This window comes from Dactylosporangium salmoneum (genome assembly GCF_039532525.1).
GTDB lineage: Bacteria > Actinomycetota > Actinomycetes > Mycobacteriales > Micromonosporaceae > Dactylosporangium > Dactylosporangium salmoneum.
This window is the reverse complement of sequence record NZ_BAAARV010000003.1, coordinates 62,599-63,660: the sequence shown is the minus strand read 5'-3', so window position 1 is coordinate 63,660 and position 1,062 is coordinate 62,599. Positions and strand designations below refer to the sequence as shown.

Genomic DNA, 1,062 nt, shown 5'->3' with positions numbered 1-1,062 from the left:
CGCGGCGCCGGCCCCGCCCCGGCCACCGGACGTACCGGCGTCGTGGGCACCCGCGGCGCGTCGGGCGCCCCGGCGGTCACCGTACGCCCGGCTCCGCCCGGCGGCGCCCCGGCCACCACCGGCCCGGCCCCCGAGCCGACCACGCGGCCCGCCGAGACCACGGTCGCGGCCAGCACCGCCGCGGCGACCCCCTGACGCGGCGCGAGCGCGTCAGCCGGTGGTGGCGGGCGGCGCGGCGCCGAGCATCTGCACGAGGACGTCGCGCCGTGCGCCGATCGGCGGACCTGGCAGCGGGTCGTATCCGGTGCGCTCGAGCGCCCGCAGCGCCGCCCGGCCCCCGGCGACATAGCCGCTGACGGCCCGCCGCGCCCGACCCCGCAGCGTTGACATCAGCGGCGCGCCGGCGTCCAGCCAGGCGCGGGCCCCGTTCGCTCTCGAACGCCGTCCCGCGGCCGAGTTCGTCCTCCAGCACCGCGAACCGGGCCATGTCCACCTGCGGCAGGTACGCCCCGCCCCGGCCGAAGTCCCCGGCGACGCCCCCGCAGGTGCCCGATGACCTGAAGCGCCGTGCAGACGCGGTCGGACAGCTCCACCCGCTCGGCGGTCGCGCAGCCGAACACGTGCAGCACCAGTTCCCCGATCGGGTTGGCGGACAACCGGCAGTGGGCCACCACCTGGTCGAAGGACCGGTACCGGAGAACGACCCGGTCCGTCCGCCGCCCCTCCACCAGGCGGGCCAACGGTTCGACGGGCAGCCGGCAGGCCGCTATCGTCGGCGCGAGCGCCGCGAGGATCGGGTGGCTCGCGGGCGCTCCGGCGTGCACCGCCCGCAGCTCGCGCTCGAACCGGTCGAATGCGCCGCCGCCCGGACCAGGATCATCGCCGAGGCGGCCGACCTGGTTCGCGTAGCCGTGCAGCCTGCGCAGATGCCGGCGGGTGGCGGCCGGCAGCAGGCGCGGCGCGACCGGGAAGTCCGATGGCGACCCGGTGCGTCGCACCGGTTGCGTTCCGCGCCCCCGCATGGCCGCCGCGCTACCCGTCGACGCCGCCGTCAAACGGCGG

2 protein-coding genes and 1 pseudogene are annotated in these 1,062 nt (G+C 78.4%); 1 reads left to right on the top strand and 2 read right to left on the bottom strand.

Annotation, left to right across the window (positions count from 1 at the left end; all coding sequences use genetic code 11):
- Positions 1–195, top strand: a pseudogene (locus ABD352_RS00540) (2-oxo acid dehydrogenase subunit E2); the annotation flags it as partial.
- Between the two features lie 15 nt (positions 196–210).
- Here the strand turns inward: ABD352_RS00540 and ABD352_RS00535 are convergent.
- Positions 211–390 (bottom strand): hypothetical protein, encoded by a 180-nt coding sequence (locus ABD352_RS00535; protein WP_344610152.1) that lies wholly within the window; start codon positions 388–390, stop codon positions 211–213.
- Positions 390–1,022, bottom strand: a complete 633-nt coding sequence (locus tag ABD352_RS57465) for a squalene/phytoene synthase family protein (protein WP_425553429.1) — start codon at positions 1,020–1,022, stop codon at positions 390–392. The genes ABD352_RS00535 and ABD352_RS57465 overlap by 1 nt, the downstream gene beginning before the upstream one ends.
- Positions 1,023–1,062 lie beyond the last annotated feature (40 nt).